General features: G+C 65.3%; 16 protein-coding genes. 7 read left to right on the forward strand and 9 right to left on the reverse strand.

Going from position 1 to position 15,548, the window contains the following annotated elements; translation table 11 throughout:
* Positions 1-36: 36 nt before the first annotated feature.
* The 7 genes from DK26_RS15685 to DK26_RS15715 form a co-directional block, all read right to left on the reverse strand.
* On the reverse strand, positions 37-1,173 hold the full coding sequence (locus DK26_RS15685; RefSeq protein ID WP_066474321.1) for an ABC transporter substrate-binding protein: 1,137 nt from the start codon (positions 1,171-1,173) through the stop codon (positions 37-39).
* A gap of 68 nt (positions 1,174-1,241) precedes the next feature.
* A complete protein-coding gene (locus tag DK26_RS15690) occupies positions 1,242-2,123 on the reverse strand; it encodes a shikimate dehydrogenase (protein WP_066474325.1) in 882 nt (293 codons plus the stop codon).
* Positions 2,124-2,233: 110 nt separating this feature from the next.
* The gene (locus DK26_RS15695; RefSeq protein ID WP_066474327.1) at positions 2,234-3,166 is read right to left on the reverse strand and encodes a LysR family transcriptional regulator; all 933 of its coding nucleotides are present in this window, start codon (positions 3,164-3,166) and stop codon (positions 2,234-2,236) included.
* A gap of 131 nt (positions 3,167-3,297) precedes the next feature.
* Positions 3,298-3,567 carry a hypothetical protein gene (locus DK26_RS15700; protein ID WP_066474330.1) on the reverse strand — a complete coding sequence of 90 codons (270 nt, stop codon included), beginning with the start codon at positions 3,565-3,567 and terminating at the stop codon, positions 3,298-3,300.
* A 49-nt stretch (positions 3,568-3,616) separates the two neighbouring features.
* Positions 3,617-5,209: a bifunctional aspartate transaminase/aspartate 4-decarboxylase gene (locus DK26_RS15705; protein WP_066474332.1), complete on the reverse strand. Its 1,593-nt coding sequence runs from the start codon at positions 5,207-5,209 to the stop codon at positions 3,617-3,619.
* A gap of 18 nt (positions 5,210-5,227) precedes the next feature.
* Complete coding sequence (aspT, locus tag DK26_RS15710; RefSeq protein ID WP_066474334.1) at positions 5,228-6,913, reverse strand: aspartate-alanine antiporter; 1,686 nt, start codon at positions 6,911-6,913, stop codon at positions 5,228-5,230.
* A gap of 255 nt (positions 6,914-7,168) precedes the next feature.
* Positions 7,169-7,855 (reverse strand): GntR family transcriptional regulator, encoded by a 687-nt coding sequence (locus tag DK26_RS15715; RefSeq protein WP_066474337.1) that lies wholly within the window; start codon positions 7,853-7,855, stop codon positions 7,169-7,171.
* Positions 7,856-8,169: 314 nt separating this feature from the next.
* Here DK26_RS15715 and DK26_RS15720 point away from each other — a divergent pair, with 314 nt between their 5' ends.
* From DK26_RS15720 to DK26_RS15745, 6 genes are all read left to right on the forward strand, one after another.
* Positions 8,170-9,162, forward strand: coding sequence for a 4-hydroxythreonine-4-phosphate dehydrogenase PdxA (locus DK26_RS15720; RefSeq protein ID WP_066475529.1), 993 nt, complete (start codon positions 8,170-8,172; stop codon positions 9,160-9,162).
* A gap of 62 nt (positions 9,163-9,224) precedes the next feature.
* On the forward strand, positions 9,225-10,217 hold the full coding sequence (locus DK26_RS15725; RefSeq protein ID WP_066474339.1) for a tripartite tricarboxylate transporter substrate-binding protein: 993 nt from the start codon (positions 9,225-9,227) through the stop codon (positions 10,215-10,217).
* A 138-nt stretch (positions 10,218-10,355) separates the two neighbouring features.
* Positions 10,356-10,844 carry a tripartite tricarboxylate transporter TctB family protein gene (locus DK26_RS15730; RefSeq protein WP_066474341.1) on the forward strand — a complete coding sequence of 163 codons (489 nt, stop codon included), beginning with the start codon at positions 10,356-10,358 and terminating at the stop codon, positions 10,842-10,844.
* Positions 10,845-10,865: 21 nt separating this feature from the next.
* On the forward strand, positions 10,866-12,383 hold the full coding sequence (locus DK26_RS15735; RefSeq protein ID WP_066474352.1) for a tripartite tricarboxylate transporter permease: 1,518 nt from the start codon (positions 10,866-10,868) through the stop codon (positions 12,381-12,383).
* Between the two features lie 72 nt (positions 12,384-12,455).
* Positions 12,456-12,989, forward strand: a complete 534-nt coding sequence (locus DK26_RS15740) for an O-acetyl-ADP-ribose deacetylase (protein WP_066474355.1) — start codon at positions 12,456-12,458, stop codon at positions 12,987-12,989.
* A gap of 40 nt (positions 12,990-13,029) precedes the next feature.
* Positions 13,030-13,947, forward strand: a complete 918-nt coding sequence (locus DK26_RS15745; RefSeq protein ID WP_066474357.1) for a dihydrodipicolinate synthase family protein — start codon at positions 13,030-13,032, stop codon at positions 13,945-13,947.
* 45 nt (positions 13,948-13,992) lie between these two features.
* Here DK26_RS15745 and DK26_RS29875 read toward each other — a convergent pair whose 3' ends face one another.
* Together DK26_RS29875 and DK26_RS15750 are read right to left on the reverse strand one after the other, a co-directional pair.
* Positions 13,993-14,127: a hypothetical protein gene (locus DK26_RS29875; protein WP_282568041.1), complete on the reverse strand. Its 135-nt coding sequence runs from the start codon at positions 14,125-14,127 to the stop codon at positions 13,993-13,995.
* A gap of 74 nt (positions 14,128-14,201) precedes the next feature.
* The gene (locus DK26_RS15750) at positions 14,202-14,555 is read right to left on the reverse strand and encodes a VOC family protein (protein WP_066474361.1); all 354 of its coding nucleotides are present in this window, start codon (positions 14,553-14,555) and stop codon (positions 14,202-14,204) included.
* Between the two features lie 154 nt (positions 14,556-14,709).
* On the opposite strand from DK26_RS15750, the gene DK26_RS15755 reads away from it, so the two are divergent.
* Positions 14,710-15,465, forward strand: coding sequence for a fumarylacetoacetate hydrolase family protein (locus tag DK26_RS15755; RefSeq protein WP_066474363.1), 756 nt, complete (start codon positions 14,710-14,712; stop codon positions 15,463-15,465).
* Positions 15,466-15,548 lie beyond the last annotated feature (83 nt).

Below are 15,548 nucleotides of genomic sequence, written 5' to 3' on the forward strand. Positions count from 1 at the left end.
TTGCTCGCCCGGGATACGTCGAGGGTGGAACGGCCCTTACGGCTTGATCTTCGGCAGGGTCGCGTTGATCACCTGCTTGCCGTCGATGACCTCGGCGATGAAGCTGACGCGATCGAGATCGCCATTGGGCTCGATCGTGGTCTCCATCAGGATGCCGGGCTCCTCGGAGGGCTTGATCGTGGCGCCGCGCAGCGTGTCGGCAAGGCCTTTCTTGTCGAATTTCTTCTGCTTTTCGGTCGCCCACTTGATCATGTAGACGCCCATATAGCCCTTCATGCCGTTATGGTCTGAAGCGTAGTTGTACTTGGTCTGGAACTTCTTGCCGAATTCCTGGAAGGCCGGGATCGGCGCGTCGATCGAGAGACCGACATGGCCCTTGGCGCCATTGGCGGCGTCGCCGGCGAGCTCGATCACCTTGGCGCCGAGCAGCGTCGTCTCGCCGACCATCGGCTTGTTGACGCCCTGCTGTTTGGCGGCGCGCAGGAAGCGGGCGCTCTCTTCTTCGTTGAGATAGACGAAGACCGCGTCGGCATTGGCGTTCTTGATCTTGATCGCGTCGGCAGAGAAATCGGCCTGGCCCTGCTCGGTCGAAACGTCGGCGGCGACCTTGATGCCGGCCTTCTCGAGCTCGGGGATGATGGCGTCGCGCCCGCCCTTGCCAAAGTCATTGTTGACCCAGACCACGGCGACGGAGTTCGCCTTGACCGTGTTCTTGAGATAATTGGCGATCTTCGGCATCGCCGCCGCCTGGCTGAGCGAGGTGCGGAACAGGTATGGGTTGCCCTGCTTGGTCAGGCCGGCCGCCTCACCGCCGACGATCTGCGCGATCTCGGCGCGCTGGGCGATCTGCATGGAGGCGCCGATCGGGCCGGAGAAAACCGGGCCGAGCACGGCATAGGTGCCTTCGTCGATCGCGCGCTGCACGGCGGCGCGGGTGTTACCCGGGTTGGTCTGGGTATCGTAGTGGATGATCTCGATCTGCTTGCCGAGCAGGCCGCCCTTGGCGTTGATCTCGGCTACGGCGAGGTCGATGCCGTTCTTGAAATTGGTGCCGGCCGTCGCGCCTGCACCCGACAGCTCGACGACATTGATGAGCTTGACCTTGTCCTGCGCCGAGGCGGGCAGGGCGATGCCGGCGCTGAGCGCGGCGGCGACGATCCAATGCGACTTCATGATATTACGTCTCCTCCAACCGTTCGTTTGTTCGTTTCTTGTCGTCCCGGTCGTACCGGTCCGTCTTCTTATGCCGCACGTTCGCCGGTGCGCTCCGCCATCGCGGCATCGAACGCAGTGCTCATCGCGGTTTCCGATGCTTCCGCGCCGGTGAACAGCGTGAAGGCGTCGAGAGCCTGGTTGATGGCGAGCTCACGCCCGCTCATCACCGTTGCGCCAATGCTTTGCGCAGCCTTCATGAGCGGTGTCCAGAGCGGATGGTAGACGGAATCCGCGACCCATTGCGATGGCTGCAAAACGCTGGCCGGAAGCGGCATTTCGCGGTTTGGTGCCATGCCGAGCGGCGTGCCGTTGACGATGCCGGCAGCGCCGTCCGCCGCTGCGGCCGCACTCGCCGCAATCTCGATTCGGGCGCGGCCGGCGAGTGCGTGCGCCAGGACTTCGCATTTGCCGCGGTCGATGTCGTAGAGCCGTAAGGTGCTGACGCCGCTGCCGGACAGCGCGAAGGCGATCGCCTTGCCGACGCCTCCGGCGCCGATGATCGCGACCGGCCCGTCGCCATCATTCCGGGCGAGCTTGCGATAGGCGGCGGCAAAGCCGCTGGCATCGGTGTTGTGCCCGGTGAGACGGCCGTCGGCGACGGTGATGGTGTTGACCGCGCCCATCGCCGCGGCGTCCTGCGAGAGCGCGTCGAGCAGCGGCACGACCGCTTCCTTGTAGGGGTATGTGACGTTGATGCCGGAGAATCCGAGCCGGCGCACGCCATCGAGCATGGCGGCGAGGTCACTCTTGCCGGCGCCCTCGACCTCGATCAGGTGGTAATGCGCTTCGAAGCCGGCCGCCCGGGCCGCGGCCTCCTGCATCGCCGGTGTCGCCGAATGGGCGATCGGGTAGCCGATCAGCCCGAGCAGCACCCGTTTGGCTTTCCTGGCGTTGACGCGTGCCGGCATGTCCGTCCCTTCCGGGCGCGCCCGTCTCGGCAGGCTGCGCGATGGCGAAAGATACGCCGATCCAGTGCGCTAACGCGATAACCAATCCATCGCGCAGACCTAACGCGATGTTATCTTTTGGGTGGAGGCGAGGCCGCGCCGTGCCCCTGCGGCACCACCACGGCGTTCATCTCCTCGCGCAGCAGCTTGACGAAGCTCTCGGCATAGAGGGAAGGGGCCTTGTCCTTCTTGATCGCGACATAGGTCTGGAACTGCGTCGGTTCCGCGATCGGGATCGCGACGATGCCCGGCATCGCACGATGGGCGACGGTGAACTGGTCGATGATGGCGATGCCGAGCCCGGCCTTGACCAGCGCGCAGACGGTGGTGCCGAAGCGCGCCTTGATCGCCATCTCGAAGGCGAGCCCCTGGCGCACGAAAATCTCGCTCATGATCCGTCCATAGGGATCGTTGGGGTCGATCCCGATCAGCGGGTGCGTGACGATCTCGCTGGCCGAGACTCTTGCGCGCCCGGCCAGCGCATGGCCCTCGGGCACGATGCAGAGCAGCTCGCCCATCGCCAGCGGCACGAAGTCGAGGCCGGGATGGTCGAGCCGATAGCTCATTGCCGCGATCTCGCCCTTGCCGAGCAGGAGATAGTCGAGCGCCTCCTCGATCTTGAGGATGTTGATCTCGATGCGCAGGTCCGGGTGCTTGCGCTTCAGGCGCTCGATCGCCCGCGGCACCATGACATTGCAGATGCTCGGCACCGAGCCGAGCTGGAGCTCGACCCCACCGCCCCGATCGATCCGTGCCAGTGTGTATTGGAGATCATCGACCTTCTGGTAGACGCCATTGATCTGCTCGAAGATGTCCTTGGCTTCCGGCGTGGGGACGTAGCGGCCATGCCGACGCTCGAACAGCTTCAGCCGCAAGCTCCGCTCGGTGTGCTTCATCAGCCGGCTGATGCCTGGCGCGGACACGTTCAGGAGCTTCGCGGCGCCGGCGACCGTGCCGGTGATCATGATCGCTCGAACCACCTCGATCTGGCGCAGCGTCAGCATGGCAAGGTGGTCCCCGCGCCGATTTTCTTTCGCCAGCGGAGGCGAGCGTAGGAAAACTGTCAAGCGGAGGTTATCCGCTTGCTGTCAGCGGTCGATCGAAGGCACGGGCCGGGTTGCCGCCCGCCCCGGCCTTAGCGGCGGCCGGACCGTCCCGAGACGTGCGGCCGCGTGTTTTCCGGCGGCGGTGGCGCTGCGCTCCCGGGTGACCGGAACGCTTCGACATTGGCCGTCCCGCTGCGCATCATCTCGTCCATGCGGCCGTCATGCATCATGCCGTAGTTCTCGTTCTGAAACTCGTGGATGCAACCATCCATCCGGTTGCAGGCGGAGGCGGTGGTGATGCCGGCGCCGCCTCCGAAGGCGGCGAGGACGAGCGCTGCGGCTATGGCGCGCCTGATCATCGGCATTCTCCTGTCGGTCACATGGCCAGGGCGCTGTTCCTTGCGCCGTTCATCCCCCGCCTTTCTTGTAGGCGGCATAGAACTGGTCGGCCATGGCCCGCAGGGCCCTGCCGATATTGGCGTATTCGTACTCGTTGAGGTTGGCGAGCGAGGCCCGGCCGGCCGGCTGCTTTGTCCCGAAGCCGCGCCCGGGCAGCAGCACGATCCCGGTCTCGTCGGCGATGCGGAAGAGGAAGTCGCCCGATTGCGAGCGTTCGAGGACCCAGGTCGCGAAGTCGTCGCCATAGAGCTTGCGCGAAATGTGCTCGAGATCGAGCAGGGTGTAGTAGTCGACGGCGTTCGGATCGCTCTCCTGCTCGATGCCGAGCTCGCGATAGAGCGCGGCCTCGCGGCGGCGGATCAGCTTCTTCAGCTCGGCCTTGTAGCTGTCGCTCTCGTCCATCAGGGCGAACAGCGAGAACAGCACCATCTGGACCTGCTGCGGCGTCGACAGGCCGGCGGTGTGATTGAGCGCGACGGCCCGGCTGTCGGCGACGATGCGGTCGATGAAGCGCAGCGACCTCACATCCGGCAGCAGCGAGCCATAGCGGTGGTCGAGGCCCTTCTTGGCGTCTTCGGGCAGGGCGTCGAGCGCGCCGTCGAAGACGTTCTGCTTGTGCGTGGCGATCACGCCGAGACGCCAGCCTGTCGCGCCGAAGTACTTGGAGAAGGAATAGACCAGCATGGTGTTCTGCGGGCAAGTCGCGAAGAGCGAGCGGAACCCGTCGGCAAAGGTGCCGTAGACATCGTCGGTCAGGATGAACAGGTCCGGCCGATGTTCCTTCACAATAGCCGCGACGCGGTCGAGGCTGCGATCGTCCATCTTCACCGAGGGCGGGTTGCTCGGATTGACGCAGAAGAAAATCTTGATCGCCGGGTCCTTGAGCTTGTCGAGCTCGCTGTCCGGGTACTGCCATTCCATGGCGGGGTCGGCATTGATCGCGACCTCGACCAGCCCGTATTCGTCGAGCTCTGGTATTTCGATATAGGGCGTGAACACCGGCAGGCCGATCGCGACCTTGTCGCCGCGCTTGAGCAGCCCGTTCTGCTTCAGCGTGTTGAAGATGTATGCCATCGCCGCCGTGCCGCCCTCGGTGGCGAAGAGGTCGATGCTGCCGGCCGGCAGGAAGCCGCCGATCATCTCCTTGACGATGTACTGTTTGACGATCTCCTCGCTGAGCCTGAGCATGCGCGGCGGCACCGGATAATTGCTGCCGAGGATGCCTTCGACCATTTCGTGCAGGAAATCCGAGGCCGACAGGCCGAGCTGGTCGCGGACATAGCTCAGCGCACGGCCGAGGAAGACGACGCCCTGCTGGTCGCGATGCTCGGCGGTGAAGCGCTCGAACCTTCCCTCGATGCCGTCGATCTTCGGCAGGCCGCCGACGCCGTTCTCCATGTAGGAATAGGACAGCTCGGCCTCGGCCACGGCGAACAGGCCGAGCCGGAAGAAGGCCCGGCGGGGCAGGGTGGCAAGGAAGTTCGGATTGCCGCGGCCGGCATTCAGCATCAGCCGGTTTGCCTTGCCGGAGGCCAGCTTGATCAACTCGTCCTTCAGCTCGAACGGGCTGAGCTTCGCGTATTTCGCGTAATCGGTGGTCATGGGCGGTCTCCGATCGGTTCAGACGAAGGCGACGACGAGAGGTCCGAGCAAGGTCAAGAAGACGTTTGCGAGCGCGTAGGTGATGGCAAAGGGTGTGGTCGGGATCGAGTTGCCGGCCTTGTCGAGGACTTCGCCGAAGGCCGGATTGGCGCTGCGCGAGCCCGACAACGCGCCGGCGAAGATCGCGGTGTTGTCGTAGCGCAGTACATAGCGGCCGAAGACCATGGTGATTAGCAGCGGCAGCAGCGTCACGACGACGCCGATCAGGAAGATCGACAGCCCCTTCTCGGCAATGGTGGTGACCGCCTGCTGGCCCGATTGCAGCCCGACCACGGCGACGAAGCCGGCGAGGCCGAGATCGCGCAGCAGCGTCGAGGCCGCGGTCGGCATGTTGCCGAGCGCCATGTTGCGGCTGCGATACCAGCCGAAGGCGAGGCCGGAGAGCAGGGCGCCGCCACCGCTTCCCAGGGTCAGCGGGATGTCGCCGAAGCGCACCACCACGAGCCCGATAAGCAGGCCGACGACGAGGCCGAGGCCGTGGAACACGAAGTCGGTCTTGTCGCTGGGGATAATGATGCTGCCGACCTGACGGGCGGCGCGCTGCACATCCTCGGAGGTGCCGTACAGCGTGACGACGTCGCCCGGCTCGATCACGGTATCGTCTTTCAGCGATAGCCGAACCCCGGCACGCTTCACTTCGACGACATAGACGCCGTGGCGCATCTCGGCCGCAGTCGAGGAGCGGATCTCGGCGACGGTGCGCTTGACGAAGGCCGGGGCGGTGACCGCGACCTCGCGCGTCACGACAATGACGTCCATTCCTTCCGAAGACTGGAGCTCAGGGCCGAGCTTCGACGACAGGTCGACGACGCCGGCGCGACGGCCGACCACGAGCACGATGTCGCCCGCCTGCAATTTGAGCGAAGGCTCGGGCCCGATCAGGGCGCCATCGCGCTTGACCCGCTCGATGCTGATCGGCAGCGCAGCGCCGGCCTCGATCTCGCTGACGGTGCGGCCGGCAGCACTACCGATGCGGTAGATTCGACCGACGAGATCGGGCGCCGCCGCATATTCGCCGACGCCGAGATTGCGCGCGCCGGCCAGCATTTCCGCCTCGGCCTTGATCGCGTCGTCGCGGATGCTCCGGCGCATGAACCAGGGCAGGATGTTGACGCAGACGATGATCGCGCCGAACGAGCCGAAAATGTAGGTAACGGCATAGCCGATCGCGACATTGGCCTGCAGGCGCTGTGTCTCGTCAGCCGCGAGGCCGAGCTTGCCGATTGCCGCGCCGGCTGTGCCGATGATCGCCGACTGGGTGAGGCCGCCCGCCGCGATGCCGGCAGCGAGGCCCTTATCGAGGCCGAACATGCGCGCGAGCACGACGACGGTGATCAGGCCGCTGACGGCAAGCACCGTCGCCATCGCGATCTCACGCAGCGACTGGCGCCCGAGCGAGCGGAAGAACTGCGGGCCGCTCTCGAAGCCGACGGCGTAGATGAACAGCGCGAACAGGACGGATTTGATGCCGTTGTCGATCGAGACGCCGACCTGGCTGATGATCACCGCCGCCAGCAGCGAACCGGCGACGCCGCCGAGCTGAAACTTGCCGAACTGGAATTTACCGACCCAATAACCGATCGCCAATGAGAGAAATAGAGCGATCTCGGGGGATTGATTTAATAGAGCGTGGAGCCAAGACATGGACGCTTTCCCTCGACATCGAAACGTCTACGGCAGTCAGTCATGTTGCTTCGGATTCTGGATAAAAGTCTATTGAGTGTGTGTTTGGAAGTTTTCTAGGAAAACTGTACAGATTTTGACCATCCGACCGTAGCATTCGTCGGTAGGCCTGTTAAACAAAAATCTGATGACGCTGCCTTGCGCGCAGCGCAACGCTACGGCGGGCGCCGCGGTGGTTCGGTTTCTGCTTCCCGTTGCGGCTGCCGTGTAGGCGCCTCAGAGCACGTCCCAGACCCGCAGCCGCGTCGAATCCATGTGGAGGCGAATGACTTCCATCAGCGCCTCGACATCGCGTTTCTCCAGCGACTCGATCATGGTCTCGTGCTCGGCGACGGCGCCGGCCCATTTTTCCGGGCCTTCATTGCCGATGAAGCGCAGCCGCTTGATGCGGGCTTGAAGCGTGCCGTGCATCTCCACCAGCACATCGTTGCCCGAAGCGGCGACGATGGCCGAATGGATCGCCTGGTTGAGCTTGAAATATTCGAGCCGGTTCCTGACGCTGTACTGTTCCATCATCGCGTCATGCAACGCCCGGATCGCTGCGATGGTCTCGTCGGAGGCGATTTCGCAGGCCATTCGGCCGCCGAGCTGCTCGAGATTCTTCAGCACCTCGAGGATATTGCGCATATCGGCCGAGCTGAACTTGCGCACGATGGCGCCCTTGGCTGGCTGGATCTCGACCAGGCCTTCGCTGGCGAGCGTCTTGATCGCTTCGCGCAAGGGGGTGCGCGAGACGCCGAGCTGCGCCCCGATCAGGCCTTCGTTGATGCGCTGGCCCGGCGCGAGGGTACCCTCGATGATCATGTCGCGCATGCGTTCGAGCACCTCGTCGTGCAAGGTCCGGCGCTGAATGCGCGGATAGGCTTCCGACGCTTCGTCCAACGTCCCGGCTCCGCTCGTCATCGACGCTCCTTCTCCATAACCCTGTACGGCATGGCCACTTCCCGGTGTCAACGCACGGGGGGGCGGGCCCCGTAGGCACGGCTCGGCGCGAGCCGCAGAAGCTGTGGAAACGCATGCCGGCGGCTTCAGGCCCATTTCCTGGCAGCGCCGCCAGCCACCATTCTACGACACTATAATTATGCTGCATACAGAATACTTGCCTAGCCATTGGGCGCATGTTAGGCCACAAGCCATGTCGCCGGCTTGTGACCGGATCGAGGGAGGATTGTTTGGAAACGCAGGCGCAAACCGCCCAGCCGGTCATTGCGGTCGCCATGGGCGATCCCTCCGGCATCAGCCCTGAACTCACTGTTCGCATTCTCGCCGAGGCTGATCTGCGCTCGGCTGCGCGCTATGTCGTCTTCGGCGATCTGCGCCTGCTCGAGCTCGGTGCTGCCGATGCCGGCCTCAAGGCCGATGTGCATGTGGTCAAGGACGGCGAGGCCCTGCCGACCGATGCTGGCAAGCCGGTCTTCGTCGATCTCGCCAACCATGATCCGGCCGATCTGCAGCGCGGCAAGGCGACCCTCGCCGGCGGCAAGGCTGCGACCGAGAATTTCCGCCGTGCCCTGCAGCTCGCTGCTTCCGGCAAGGCTGATGCGGTGTTCTTCACGCCCTTCAACAAGGCGGCGATGCGCTTCGCCTATCCGGGCTATGACGACGAGATCCGTTTCGTGCGCGACGCCATCGCGTTCGAGGGGCCGGCGAGCGAGTTCAATGTGCTCGACAAGCTCTGGAACGCCCGCGTCACCTCGCATGTCCCGCTCTCCGAGGTCGCGAAGAACGTCACCCAGGAGCGGATCCTGCGGGCGCTCGATCTCGCCGACAAGAATTTGCGCGCTGCCGGTTTCAACCCGCCGCGCATCGCGGTTGCGGGCATCAATCCCCATGCCGGCGACGGCGGCAATTTCGGCCGCGACGAGATCGATACGATCGAGCCGGCGGTGAATACGGCGAAGGCCAAGGGCTATACGGTCGAAGGGCCGTTCCCGTCCGACACCGTCTTCCTGCGCGCCAGGAACGGCGATTTCGATGCCGTGCTGACGATGTATCACGACCAGGGCCAGATCGCGATGAAGCTGATGGGCTTCGACCGCGGCGTCACCCTGATCGGCGGTTTCCCGTTCCCGATCTGCACGCCGGCTCATGGCACGGCCTATGAGATCGCCGGCAAGGGTATCGCCAATCTCGGCGCTACCCGCGCGGCGCTGTCGCTGGCCATCAAGATGGCGAGCGAAGGAAAGGCGGCAAGCAAGGCCGCAGCCTGAGGCATTCCGGCAGGGCGGCCGTCAAGAGCCGCCCGATCACTTTAAGAAAGGGAGAGAACAGCATGAAGAAGTTCACGATCGCGGCGAGTTTCGTCGCCGCGTCCTTCGCGACCGCGATGCCGGCACAGGCCTGGCAGCCGACCAAGCCGATCGAGTTCGTCGTGGCCTCGGGCCCCGGCGGCGGCACCGACAATTTCGCCCGCGTCATCCAGTCGATCATCACCAAGCACAAGCTGGTCGAGCAGCCGATCGTCGTGCTCAACAAGGGCGGCGGCAGCGGCGCCGAGACCTTCGTCTACGGCAAGGGCGGCAAGGGCGACGCCCACAAGGTCATCTTCGGCACCAACAACGCCTATCTGCTGCCCTACGTCGCCAAGCTCGGCTACAAGTTCTCGGATCTCACCCCGGTCGCCGCGCTGGCGCTCGACGAGTTCCTGATCTGGGTCAACGGCAACTCGCCCTATAACGACGCCAAGGCCTATATCGATGCGGTGAAGGCGAAGCCCGGCGGCTTCAAGATGGCCGGCAGCCAGTCCAAGGACACCGACCAGACGCTGACCGCGATGATCCAGGAGGCGACCGGCGCCAAGTGGATCTACGTGCCCTTCCAGGGCGGTGGCGCTGCCGCGACGCAGCTCGCCGGCGGCCATGTCGACTCCAACACCAACAACCCGAACGAGAATCTCGGTCAGTGGAAGGCCGGCCAGGTCAAGCCGCTCTGCGTCTTCTCGCCGGTGCGTCTCGCCAAGGGCGAGCCGGTCCATGACGGCAAGGGCTGGGGCGATATCCCGACCTGCAAGGAAGCCGGCCTGCCGCTCGAGTCGTTCCAGATGCCGCGCACCGTCTGGCTGCCGGCCGAGGTTCCGGCCGACGCCGTGACCTTCTATGCCGACGTGATGGAGAAGGTCAGCAAGACCCCTGAGTGGGCCGAGTTCGTCGCTCGCACCGCGCAGACCGCCCGCTTCATGAAGGGCAAGGAACTCAACGACTTCGTCGCCAAGGACGAGGCCGCCAACGCCAAGACCTTCAAGAACGAAGGCTGGGTCGTCAACTGATCCGTTGACGGCAGTGGGGCGGGGCCGCGGGGCGCATGCGCGCGCCGCAAGGTGCCGCTCCTCTCAGGACGGACATTTCGGGAGGCGCGCTTCGGGCCCGCCTCCCGCGTCACAAAAAACAGGGATGGAAGGCTGCCGATGATCACCCGCTTCCAGGCCGAAATCGCGACAGCCCTGGCGACGCTCGCCTTCGGCGTCGTGATCGTCAACGGTGCCCGCGAATTCGGCATCGGTTGGGACTCGTCCGGCCCCCAGCCCGGTGCCTTCCCATTCTATTGCGGCCTACTGATCACGCTCGCCAGCGCCGGAACCGTCGTCACCACGATCGGGAAGCGCATTGGCGGCTCGGCGGCTCTCGCCGAGAGCTTCCTCAACCGCGAGCAGGGCAAGCGCGTCCTCTCCTTCCTTCTGCCGATGCTCGCCTTCATCGTGCTCAGCGTCACGCTCGGCATGTATGTCGCGATGGTGCTCTATCTCGTCTTCGCGATGCGCTTCCAAGGCCGCTTCGGCTGGTTGCCGACCCTCGCGACCGCCTTCGGCACCGCCGCTTTCTTCTATTTCGGCCTCGAGAAGTTCGCCCAGGTTTCCCTGCTCAAGGGGCCGGTCGAGACGATGCTCGGCCTCTGACCTTCGCGAGCGGATCGACCCATGGAAAATTTCGCCTCGCTCCTTCACGGCTTCGAAGTCGCGCTGACCACCCATCACATCGCGCTGATGATGGCCGGCGTGCTTCTCGGCATCCTCGTCGGCGTGCTGCCCGGGCTCGGTGCCCCGAACGGCGTCTCGCTGATGCTGCCGCTGACCTTCACCATGGACCCGGTCTCGGCGATCATCCTTTTGACCTCGCTTTACTGGGGCGCGCTGTTCGGCGGTTCGACGACCTCGGTCCTGTTCAACATCCCCGGCGAGCCATCCTCCGTTGCGACCACCTTCGACGGCCATCCCATGGCCAAGCAGGGCAGGGCGGCTGAGGCGCTGTCCTTCGCCTTCCTTTCGGCCGGCTTCGGCGCGATGGCCGGCGTCATCCTGATCACGCTGCTCTCGGGCTGGGTCGCGCGCTTTGCGCTGAAATTCTCCTCGCCGGAGTATTTCGCGGTCTATTTCATGACTTTCGCCAGCTTCGTCGGCCTCGGTGGCGCCTCGCCGCTGAAGACGCTCGTCTCGATGGCGATGGGCTTCACCTTCGCCTCGATCGGCATGGACTCGGTCTCCGGCAATGTCCGCCTGACCTATGAGTTCGACGTGCTGCTCGCCGGCGTCAGCTTCCTGATCGCGGTGATCGGCCTGTTCGGTCTCGGCGAGCTGCTGCAGACCATGGAAGACGGGCTGCGCTTCGACGGGGTGAAGGCCAAGGTCCGCCCGCGCGACGTGTTCCTGACGGCGCTCAAGCTGCCGCGCTACTGGTTCGCGCTGCTGCGCTCCAGCATCATCGGGATCTGGATGGGCATCACGCCCGGCGGGCCGACGGCGGCTTCCTTCATGAGCTATGCCATGGCCAAGCGCTCCTCGCGCAACCCGGAGAAGTTCGGCAAGGGCGAGCCGGAGGGCGTGATCTCGCCCGAGACGGCCGACCATGCCGCGGGCTCCGCCGCCATGCTGCCGATGCTGGCGCTCGGCATTCCCGGCTCGGCGACCGCCGCCGTGATGATGGGCGGGCTGATGATCTGGGGCCTCAACCCCGGCCCGATGCTGTTCGTCGAGCGCCCCGACTTCGTCTGGGGCCTGATCGCCTCGATGTATCTCGGCAACGTCGTCGCCGTCGTCGTCGTGCTGGCGACCGTGCCGCTCTTCGCCTCGATCCTGCGCATTCCGTTCTCGATCATCGGCCCGGCGATCGTCGTCGTCTGCTTCATCGGCGCCTATACCGTCGCCAGCAAGGAGTTCGACATCTGGCTCGCGCTGGCCTTCGGCATCATCGGCTACTTCTTCAAGAAGCTCGACTATCCGATTGCGCCTTTGGTGCTGGCCATGGTCATTGGCGACAAGGCGGAGGACGCCTTCCGTCAGTCGATGATCTTCAGCCAGGGCTCGCTCTCGATCTTCTGGTCGAACCCGCTGGTTGCTTCGCTGATGTCGATCGCGCTCGCGCTGCTGCTCTTCCCGCTGTTGGGTTCGGCCAGGCGCGGGATCCGCAAGCTGACGACCGCGCGAGCGGCCAAGGCCTGAGCGGTCCGGCGCTGCCGGCTGTCGCCGGCTGCGCTATGCTGCACGGGCAGGGCCCGAGCCGAGGGGGGCACGATGACAGATGCCAGGCTGCGGGCCATCCAGGCGGACATCACGACGCTCTCTGTCGACGCCATCGTCAACGCGGCGAACAATTCGCTGCTCGGCGGTGGCGGCGTCGACGGCGCGATCCATCGTGCGGCCGGCCCCGAACTTCTGCAGGAATGCCGGCAACTCGGCGGTTGCCAGACCGGCGACGCCAAGTTGACCAAGGGTTACCGCCTCCCGGCGCGCCATGTGATCCACACAGTCGGGCCGATCTGGCACGGCGGCCGCGAGGGCGAGGCGGAACTGCTCGCCTCCTGCTATCGCCACTCGCTCGCCCTTGCGGCGGAAGCCGGCCTGCGGACGATCGCCTTCCCGAGCATCAGCACCGGCGTCTACGGTTATCCGATCGAAGAGGCCGCCGGCATCGCGGTGACGACGGTCGCCGCCGCGCTGCGCTCCGGCGCCGATCTGCGGGAGGTCACCTTCTGCTGCTTCTCCTCCGATGACCTCGCCATCTACCAGCGCAGGCTCGCCGAGATCGGCGATCGCCTGGCGCATTAGCCTTCACCACCCTCCAGCCTCGAAGAGCCGAGAACCTGCCATGACCGAACCGTACAAGGGCATTTTCCCGATCGCGCCGACGATCTTCCACGACAATGGCGACCTCGACATCGAGGGCAACAAGCGCGTCATGGACCTGATGATCGACCAGGGCGTCGACGGGATCTGCATCCTCGCGAACTACTCCGAGCAGTTCCTGCTCACCGACGAGGAGCGTCATCAGGTCATGCTGCTCTCGATCGAGCAGGTCGCCGGGCGTGTGCCGGTGATCGTCACCACCTCGCATTTCTCGACCCGCATCGCCGCCCAGCGCGCCAAGGCCGCCGCGGATGCCGGCGCCAAGATGCTGATGATGATGCCGCCCTATCACGGCGCCCTACTCAAGGCCGACGAGGACGGCATGATCGAGCATTTCGCGCGCGTCGCCGAAGCCAGCGGCCTGCCGATCATCCTGCAGGACGCGCCGCTTGCCGGCGTCAACATGAGCGTGCCCTTCATGGTCCGGTTGGCCAAGGAAGTTCCGCTCGTCTGCTATTTCAAGATCGAGATCGCCGGCACCGCCAACAAGTTGCGCGCGCTGATCGAGGCCGGCGGCAAGGCGGTCATCGGCCCGTTCGACGGCGAGGAGGCGATCACGCTGATGGCCGATCTCGACGCCGGCGCCACCGGCACGATGACCTCGGCCATGATCCCCGACCTGATCAAGCCGATCGTCACCGCCCATGCCGCTGGTGACCGCAAGACGGCGGCGGCGATCTATCGCGACCTGCTGCCGATCATCAACTACGAGAACCGCCAGTGCGGCCTGCGCGCCACCAAGTCGCTGATGAAGGAAGGCGGCGTGATCAAGAGCGAGGCCGTTCGCCATCCGCTGATGCCGCTGCATCCGAAGACCCGCGAAGGCCTAATCGAGCTGGCGCGCGAAGTCGATCCGCTGGCGCTGCGCTGGGGCAAGTGACGCGGCGCCGTAGCGGCGTTGTCATCGTGCGGGAGGCGAGGGGTGTCAGTACGCCCCGATGCCTCCCGAAGGCGGCGGCAGGTTGCCGCGCCGGTCCTTGGTGATGAAGTCGGGTGAGACCTGGAGCATCCAGGAAAGCCATGCGGTGTAGGCTGCTAGCAACTGCTTGATGGCACGCATTGGTTGCCTCCACATTTGCGGAGGCAACCATAGCATGAAAATGGGCTTCCTGCTCGCGATATGCGGCGAGAGGCTCAGCCCTTCGTCCAGACCGCCAGCTCGTAGCCGTCCGGGTCGGCGAAGTGGAAGCGCCGGCCGCCTGGGAAGTCGAAGGCCGGTTGCACGATCCGCCCGCCTGCCGCTTCGATCGACGCCTGAGTGGCGGCAAGGTCGTCCGCATAGAGGATAACCAGAGGCCCGCCCGGCCTCGGAGTGCCCTGCGTCGTGAATCCGCCTTCCAGCCGCCCATCGGCGAAGGCGCAATATTCCGGGCCGTAATCTGTCATCCTCCAGCCGAAAGCGGCCCCGTAGAATGCCCGCGCCCTCGCAAGGTCGGCGACGATGAATTCGATATAGTCGATGCGGCGGTCGTTCTCTGATCTCGTCATCGAATCTCTCCTGATCGTTCTGGTCGCGCGAGTTCTAGCGCGGCTCCGGCCCGCGCGTGGCGGCAGCCGCCCCGGCGCCTGGCGAATTCCCATTCGCCGACCGATGCTGTAGCCAATGAGCTCTACGAGGCTGCTGCGACAGGAACCCAGCACGATGGCGACGACGATTGATACCCTTGCCGAGGCGCTGACCGGCGCCCGCCGCGGCCACAGCCTGGTCGACATCACGACCTTGCCGGTTCCGGCCGATATCGACGCCGCGCTCGCCGTGCAGGCCAAGGTGCAGAAGGCCATGGGCTATGCCGATGCCGGCTGGAAGGTCTCGATCGCCGAGGGTGGCCGGGCGATCGCCGCGCCGATGCCTGGGCCCTATCTGAAATCCGGCGATACCTATCGCTCCGCCCATGGCGCCGAATTGCGCGTCGAGATCGAGCTTGCGGTGCGGCTCGGCCGCGACATGCCGCTGCGGCCCGGCAACCCCTATACCCGCGCCGAGCTGATCGAGCATTGCGATGCCGCCCTGGTCGGTATCGAGATCGTCGAGAGCCGCATCGCCGACTGGACCAATGTCGCCTTTCCGCTCTGGCTCGCCGACGCGCTCGGCCACGGCGGCTATCTCCTTGGCCCGGAGGTTCCGTTCAGCATCTTCGACGACGTCGCGGCCCTGACCTGCAGCGTCGAACTCGACGGCGACGTCCTCTATGAGCGCCCGGCCGAGCACGCCAATGGCGACCCGCTGGTGACGGCGCTCGCCTGGGCCAACCGCCCGGCCGAGACGCCGCTCGGCGGCCTCAAGGCAGGCCAGATCATCACAACCGGCAGCCTCTGCGGCGGCGTGCTCGCGCCGACGCTCGGGCCGGTGATCGCCCGGCTCGACCCGGTCACGGCGATCTCTTTCGCGCTGGCATAAGCGCCTTGCGCTCGCGGGAGACTCTTGCCCGCGAGCGCTTTCGTTGCGGCGACGTAACGGTACGTTTACTTCGCCGGTGCTCG

Origin of the sequence: Allobosea sp. WAO (assembly GCF_001509835.1) — a bacterium.
In the GTDB taxonomy this organism is placed as follows: Bacteria; Pseudomonadota; Alphaproteobacteria; order Rhizobiales; family Beijerinckiaceae; genus Allobosea.

Coding starts and splice junctions, on each gene's coding strand:
- DK26_RS15685 (WP_066474321.1), bottom strand. CDS start 1,173: ATGAAGTCGCATTGGATCGTCGCCGCCGCGCTCAGCGCCGGCATCGCC.
- DK26_RS15690 (WP_066474325.1), bottom strand. CDS start 2,123: ATGCCGGCACGCGTCAACGCCAGGAAAGCCAAACGGGTGCTGCTCGGG.
- DK26_RS15695 (WP_066474327.1), bottom strand. CDS start 3,166: ATGCTGACGCTGCGCCAGATCGAGGTGGTTCGAGCGATCATGATCACC.
- DK26_RS15700 (WP_066474330.1), bottom strand. CDS start 3,567: ATGATCAGGCGCGCCATAGCCGCAGCGCTCGTCCTCGCCGCCTTCGGA.
- DK26_RS15705 (WP_066474332.1), bottom strand. CDS start 5,209: ATGACCACCGATTACGCGAAATACGCGAAGCTCAGCCCGTTCGAGCTG.
- aspT (WP_066474334.1), bottom strand. CDS start 6,913: ATGTCTTGGCTCCACGCTCTATTAAATCAATCCCCCGAGATCGCTCTA.
- DK26_RS15715 (WP_066474337.1), bottom strand. CDS start 7,855: ATGACGAGCGGAGCCGGGACGTTGGACGAAGCGTCGGAAGCCTATCCG.
- DK26_RS15720 (WP_066475529.1), top strand. CDS start 8,170: ATGGGCGATCCCTCCGGCATCAGCCCTGAACTCACTGTTCGCATTCTC.
- DK26_RS15725 (WP_066474339.1), top strand. CDS start 9,225: ATGAAGAAGTTCACGATCGCGGCGAGTTTCGTCGCCGCGTCCTTCGCG.
- DK26_RS15730 (WP_066474341.1), top strand. CDS start 10,356: ATGATCACCCGCTTCCAGGCCGAAATCGCGACAGCCCTGGCGACGCTC.
- DK26_RS15735 (WP_066474352.1), top strand. CDS start 10,866: ATGGAAAATTTCGCCTCGCTCCTTCACGGCTTCGAAGTCGCGCTGACC.
- DK26_RS15740 (WP_066474355.1), top strand. CDS start 12,456: ATGACAGATGCCAGGCTGCGGGCCATCCAGGCGGACATCACGACGCTC.
- DK26_RS15745 (WP_066474357.1), top strand. CDS start 13,030: ATGACCGAACCGTACAAGGGCATTTTCCCGATCGCGCCGACGATCTTC.
- DK26_RS29875 (WP_282568041.1), bottom strand. CDS start 14,127: ATGCGTGCCATCAAGCAGTTGCTAGCAGCCTACACCGCATGGCTTTCC.
- DK26_RS15750 (WP_066474361.1), bottom strand. CDS start 14,555: ATGACGAGATCAGAGAACGACCGCCGCATCGACTATATCGAATTCATC.
- DK26_RS15755 (WP_066474363.1), top strand. CDS start 14,710: ATGGCGACGACGATTGATACCCTTGCCGAGGCGCTGACCGGCGCCCGC.